The 6064-nt window shown below is 45.7% G+C and carries 3 protein-coding genes and 4 pseudogenes; 4 read left to right on the top strand and 3 right to left on the bottom strand.

Going from position 1 to position 6064, the window contains the following annotated elements:
* The 3 genes and pseudogenes from E0D98_RS20675 to E0D98_RS20665 all read left to right on the top strand — a co-directional run.
* Window positions 1-1342, top strand: a 1342-nt coding sequence (locus tag E0D98_RS20675) for a YadA-like family protein (protein WP_131890911.1), incomplete at its 5' end; no start/stop codon positions are given.
* A gap of 251 nt (window positions 1343-1593) precedes the next feature.
* Window positions 1594-1883, top strand: a pseudogene (locus tag E0D98_RS20670) (IS3 family transposase); the annotation flags it as partial.
* A gap of 203 nt (window positions 1884-2086) precedes the next feature.
* A pseudogene (locus tag E0D98_RS20665) lies at window positions 2087-2266 on the top strand (IS3 family transposase); the annotation flags it as partial.
* Window positions 2267-2428: 162 nt separating this feature from the next.
* Here E0D98_RS20665 and E0D98_RS28540 read toward each other — a convergent pair.
* Window positions 2429-2635 (bottom strand): hypothetical protein, encoded by a 207-nt coding sequence (locus E0D98_RS28540; protein ID WP_131890908.1) that lies wholly within the window; start codon window positions 2633-2635, stop codon window positions 2429-2431.
* Between E0D98_RS28540 and iha the strand changes: the two genes are divergently transcribed.
* Window positions 2574-4661: a bifunctional siderophore receptor/adhesin Iha gene (gene iha / locus E0D98_RS20655; protein WP_001223358.1), complete on the top strand. Its 2088-nt coding sequence runs from the start codon at window positions 2574-2576 to the stop codon at window positions 4659-4661. The two genes, E0D98_RS28540 and iha, sit on opposite strands and share 62 nt — an antisense overlap.
* A gap of 140 nt (window positions 4662-4801) precedes the next feature.
* Here the strand turns inward: iha and E0D98_RS20650 are convergent.
* Both E0D98_RS20650 and E0D98_RS20645 read right to left on the bottom strand, forming a co-directional pair.
* Window positions 4802-4993: pseudogene (locus E0D98_RS20650) on the bottom strand (hypothetical protein); the annotation flags it as partial.
* Window positions 4994-5006: 13 nt separating this feature from the next.
* Window positions 5007-5975 (bottom strand): annotated as a pseudogene (locus E0D98_RS20645) (TonB-dependent receptor); the annotation flags it as partial.
* Between the last annotated feature and the right edge of the window lie 89 nt (window positions 5976-6064).

Genomic DNA, 6064 nt, shown 5'->3' with positions numbered 1-6064 from the left:
CTTCATGGCAACGAGTACTCATGCAGCCCCCCATAATGGAGTGACTTATGAAAGCCTTGAAACAGGGAAGTTTAGTGATTTAAGTAGTTTTTTGAAAACGATCAATCTTTATGATAAAGATAATAATTTAATTGATAATGGGAAGCAACTTGACATAAGTAAAGCTGAAAACAAATATCTTTTTTACACATTAAAGACAAACAAACAAGCAGGTCTCTCTCCTGAAGGTTTTGGTACGACATTGAGTTCAATCGCAACTTATTATGATTATGCAAAAGAACAAGCTTACTTTGTAGATAAAGAGTCTAAAAAAATCCTATTATCATCCGATGGTTTAGGGAATGTAATGGTCATTGGACCTGATGGATATGGTTATACAAAACATATACCTGAAATTAGTGAATACTTGTACAAGCTCAAGATAAATGGACCTCTTGGAAATGCTGTTGACATGGAACTATCTGGAGAGGATATCAAAGCAATTTACTCGGAGATGTCATATCTTGGTAGCGGTAAAACGGAGACAGGGGGAAGAGCATCTGCTACAGGAGTTGATTCGACCTCATTAGGATATAATAGTATCGCTAATCACTCTAATAGCATAGCCCTTGGCGCGAACTCAGTCACAACACGCTCAAATGAAGTCAGTATAGGCACAAAAAATGGAGAAACTCGCATAATTGGTGGTGTTTCTGATGGGAAATTAACAACAGATGCTGCTACAGTTGGCCAACTGTATCACGAATATTCGATTGAAAAAGTAGCCCGTATTGAAGGTGATGCACAAACACTAAAATCAGCAAACACTTATACAAATAAGCAAGTGAATGCGCTGGAGCAAAATACCAATCAACAGCTTCAACATGAAGCAACTGCCCGTATCGAAGGTGATGCACAAACATTAAAATCAGCAAACACTTATACAAATAAGCAAGTGAATGCGCTGGAGCAAAATACCAATCAACAACTTCAACATGAAGCAACTGCCCGTATTGAAGGTGATGCACAAACACTAAAATCAGCAAACACTTATACAAATAAGCAAGTGAATGCGCTGGAGCAAAATACCAATCAACAGTTTCGTCAATTACGAGATCAGATAAATAAAAATAGAAAACGTTCAGATGCCGGCATTGCAGGTGCAATGGCCATGACAGCAATACCAATGATTGATGGTAAACAGTATTCTTTCGGCATGGCTGCAAGTAATTATCGTGATGAGCAGGCTATTGCCGCTGGTATAATTTTTCGCACCAGCGAAAACACCGTCGTCAGACTAAACACCTCATGGGATACACAACATGGAACAGGCGTTGCCACAGGCATGTCCATTGGATGGTAAAATATGAACGACAACAAAATGGTAAATATTTAGTTCCTAATGAAATGGTACAACAATCTTCACCATACCAAAAGGGTATCATATCACAGGATGATTATCCTGAGCTAATAATTGCTAACGTAATGTTAAACTTTATTGTAATGCACATTGTAAAATAATCATCCACTACACAACTTCTATATTCCAACTACAGCATATTACGACTTCCATAACAGGAAGTCGTTTTTTTACCAGCATTAGGCGTCAACAAATTGCTTACGGAATGCATGGGCGTTGTTGCCCCCCTCCGAGGACTCAGTCTGTATGAAGGCGCACTTCAGCAGACTTCCCCTGAACGTGAGCCGGAGATATCCACCGGGATTGCACGTCTCAAACGCCAGCAGGCAAAATGGGATGAAGAGCTGGCCATCCTCTAAAAGGCCGCGACATACTTCGCGAAGCGCCTGAAATGAAGTATGTCTTTATTGAAAAACATCAGGCGGATTTCAGCATCAAAGCAATGTACCATGTGCTCGGGGTGACCCGCAGCGACTGGTATATGTGATATCAGCGGCGAACAAGTATAAGTACACGTCCAACGTGGGCGAAAGACATCACTGGCGCTGACAACATACTTATATACGGATGAAGGCGGGCTGTATCTGGCAGTAAGCACGTGCCGTTATTAGCAGCTCAATGTTACCACGCAGACGGTGCAACTGGCCTGAGATTCTCTGCGGATGGCGCTGCTAAAGCAGCATAATCTGCGTGTAAAGCTTCTCTCATTCGCTGACAGTGGAATATATCCACGGAGAATACTTTAGCCAGGAAACAATGCGGGCTACGGTGTTTAATTATATCGAATGTGATTACACTCGCTGGCGACAGCACAGTTGGTGTAGCGGTTTCTGTCCGGAACAATCTGAAAACCAGCCCCCAGCTTAGGGGGAGGGACCATCTTACGTGGGTAAGATCACTCAATTGTTACCTGGCAGAACAAGCATCACAAGACATTGCAGACTGTGCACTTACGTTGAGTTCAGGTGGAAAGCCGCTTCTACAGTGACCTGTTTTATGCTGAAATCGAATAGACCATGCGGATATCCATCAACAGGCTTGCTGGAGCAGTGGTCTTGTATCTTTTGTTTTGTCAGTAATATTTATTTTTTGTAAAAAGCAAATATAAATTATTCTCATTATTGTTTGTATTTGTGTATTGTCTTGCCGATTAACATGATCGGAGATTAGTAATATGCGAATAACCACTCTGGCTTCCGTTGTCATTCCCTGTCTCGGGTTTTCAGCCAGCAGCATGGCAGCAGAGGATGTGATGATTGTCTCGGCATCCGGCTATGAGAAAAAACTGACCAACGCAGCCGCCAGTGTTTCCGTAATCAGTCAGGAGGAATTGCTGTCCAGCCAGTACCACGATCTGGCGGAGGCACTGAGAGCTGTGGAGGGTGTGGATGTTGAAAGTGGTACGGGTAAAACCGGTGGGCTGGAAATCAGCATCCGTGGAATGCCCGCCAGTTACACGCTGATACTGATTGATGGTGTCCGTCAGGGCGGGAGCGGGGACGTGACGCCTAACGGTTTTTCTGCCATGAATACAGGGTTCATGCCTCCTCTGGCCGCGATTGAGCGTATTGAGGTTATCAGGGGGCCGATGTCCACACTGTATGGCTCTGATGCGATGGGTGGTGTGGTGAATATCATTACCAAAAAGAATGCAGACAAATGGCTCTCTTCCGTCAACGCCGGGCTGAATCTGCAGGAGAGTAACAAATGGGGCAACAGCAGCCAGTTTAATTTCTGGAGCAGTGGCCCTCTTGTGGATGATTCTGTCAGTCTGCAGATCCGCGGCAGCACACAGCAGCGTCAGGGCTCATCGGTCACATCACTGAGCGACACATCAGCCACGCGTATTCCTTATCCCACGGAGTCACAGAATTATAATCTTGGTGCGCGTATTGACTGGAAGGCTACGGAGCAGGATGTGCTCTGGTTTGATATGGATACCACCCGACAGCGTTACGATAACCAGGATGGTCAACTGGGTAGCCTGACAGGGGGATATGACCATACTCTGCGCTATGAGCGAAACAAAATTTCGGCTGGCTATGATCATACTTTCACCTTCGGTACCTGGAAATCGTATCTGAACTGGAACGAGACGGAAAATAAAGGTCGTGAGCTTGTACGTAGTGTTCTGAAGAGCGATAAATGGGGGCTTGCCGGTAAACCGCGGGAGCTTAAGGAATCTAACCTTATCCTGAATTCATTGCTGCTTACCCCTCTGGGAGAATCTCATCTGCTTACTGTGGGGGGAGAGTATCAGAGTTCGTCCATGAAAGATGGGGTTGTCCTTGCCAGCACAGGTGAAACTTTCCGACAGAAAAGCTGGTCATTATTTGCTGAGGATGAGTGGCATCTCACGGATGTACTTGCGCTGACTGCAGGCAGTCGCTATGAACATCATGATCAATTCGGGGGACACTTCAGTCCGCGTGCATATCTGGTCTGGGACGTGACCGATGCCTGGACGCTGAAAGGCGGTGTGACCACGGGATATAAAGCCCCCACCATGGGACAGTTACATAAGGGGATCAGCGGTGTATCCGGGCAGGGACGTACTAATCTACTCGGTAACCCCGAACTGAAGCCGGAAGAGAGTGTAAGTTATGAGGCGGGGGTATATTACGATAACCTCTCCGGTCTGAATGCCAATATAACAGGCTTTATAACAGACTTCTCCAACAAGATTGTCTCTTATTCCATTGATGATAACACCAATAGCTATACAAACAGCGGAAAGGCCCGCTTGCATGGTGTGGAATTCGCCGGCACATTGCCGCTGTGGTCAGAGGATGTCACTCTGTCGTTGAATTACACCTGGACCCAAAGTGAACAACGTGATGGTGATAACAAAGGTGCACCGCTGAGTTATACCCCTGAACACATGGTGAATGCGAAACTGAACTGGCAGATCACCGAAGAGGTAGCATCATGGCTGGGTGCCCGTTATCGCGGGAAAACACCACGTTTCACCCGGAATTATTCGTCGCTGAGCGCTGTACAGAAGAAAGTGTATGATGAGAAAGGAGAATATCTGAAAGCCTGGACGGTGGTGGATGCAGGTCTGTCGTGGAAGGTGACGGATGCCCTGACGCTGAATGCTGCGGTGAATAACCTGCTCAACAAGGATTACAGTGACGTGAGCCTGTACAGTGCCGGTAAGAGTACGCTTTATGCCGGTGATTACTTCCAGACGGGATCATCAACAACGGGATATGTGATACCTGAGCGAAATTACTGGATGTCGCTGAACTATCAGTTCTGATAACAACAAAACGCCATCACTGACGGTAGCATACGTTGCCACTGTAACTCCTGGCGGAACAGTGGCAACGTTACATGACGCACGGTGTCTGGTCGAAGTGACCGAGCCTGTTCAGGATTCTGTGTAAATGCCTTTTCCCAGAAGTGACCGTCCAGGCGGTCACTGAACTTGATAATAAAGCGGCTCATTTCCATACGCCAGTCCTTCAACGGCATCGTCCATTTCTGGGACGCAGACTGGATTGCCAGCCACACAACTTTTTTCACCGCCTCGTCTGTCGGGAACACTTTACGCTTTTTGATCGCATGGCGGATCACGCTGTTTAGCGACTCGGTGGGGCAGATTTCAGAAAGTATAGCTGCCAGACAATATATATTCCCGTCCTGCTGCCTGATAGCCATAACCAGTCTCATAATCTTTGTTGAACAGATTAGCTATTTTACCGCGAACTATCAGGTGAGGAGTGACCGGATACGCAACCGCAACATCCCATAAACTCACACCGCCCATTTTGACTGACTTATAGGGCCAGGATGAGTAGTCCGAATCGTATCGCGATCCCATATATTGATAAGTTATCCCCCAGTCAAAATCGAATACTTGCCAGTCAAGTTGATACTTCACTTGCAGTTTTGGACGACGTTCCAATGGTTCGTCAGTTAAGGCATTTCTGGCATCCGTATAATCGTAACTAACAGTATGCGTCAGTGCTCCTGTATCAAAGTTTACTGTAGCCTCAATTCCTTTAACGTGTACTTTTCCGTCGTTGTAATAACGAAGGGTATGAGGATTATAGTTAATCATTTCACTGATATCATTACGGTATCCTGAAATACGCCAATTTACGCCCCCAGTTAAACCTTCAAATGCCCCTTCCCACTGTTTACTCTTTTCCGGAGCCAGATTCGGATTACCATACATACCATATAGCTGCCCCAGATTTGGCGCTTTGAAAGCAGTTCCATAGGAAGCGATAAAGCGATAACCCTCAATAAACTCCCATCCCGCACTGGATTGCCATGTTGTGTGGCGTTCAAATTGCGAGTTGTCGTCATTACGCACCGCGCCTTCTAACGTAAAATCGCCAAGTTTTTGCAGTCCTGTCAGATAAATCCCCGTGTTACGCTGATCGTAACCTTTTGGCAGATATCCAGTTCCAGGAGTAGTGGATTGTTTTTGCCAGTCGATACCAGCGCCAACATTACCGTGGCCGACTGTGACGCTATTTGTCCACTGGAGATTGTATTGTTTCATATCATCCAGGTTAGCTGATGTGTCATAGCGTCCATAATGTGGATCGTAGTTGTAATCTTTTAGACTGGCCCCTGAATCTCCAGACAACCAGTATCACTTAAATAAGTGATAGTCTTAATACTAGTTTTTAGACTAGTCATTGGAGAACA

Origin of the sequence: Escherichia sp. KCJ4928, assembly GCF_004352695.1 — a bacterium.
Lineage (GTDB): Bacteria > Pseudomonadota > Gammaproteobacteria > Enterobacterales > Enterobacteriaceae > ECMA0423.
The sequence above is the reverse complement of the archived record's forward strand: the minus strand, read 5'-3'. Positions and strand labels throughout refer to the sequence as shown.

Excerpts from the sequence above, each read along its gene's own strand:
- E0D98_RS28540 (WP_131890908.1), bottom strand. The coding sequence starts at position 2,635 with ATGCTGCTGGCTGAAAACCCGAGACAGGGAATGACAACGGAAGCCAGA.
- iha (WP_001223358.1), top strand. The coding sequence starts at position 2,574 with ATGCGAATAACCACTCTGGCTTCCGTTGTCATTCCCTGTCTCGGGTTT.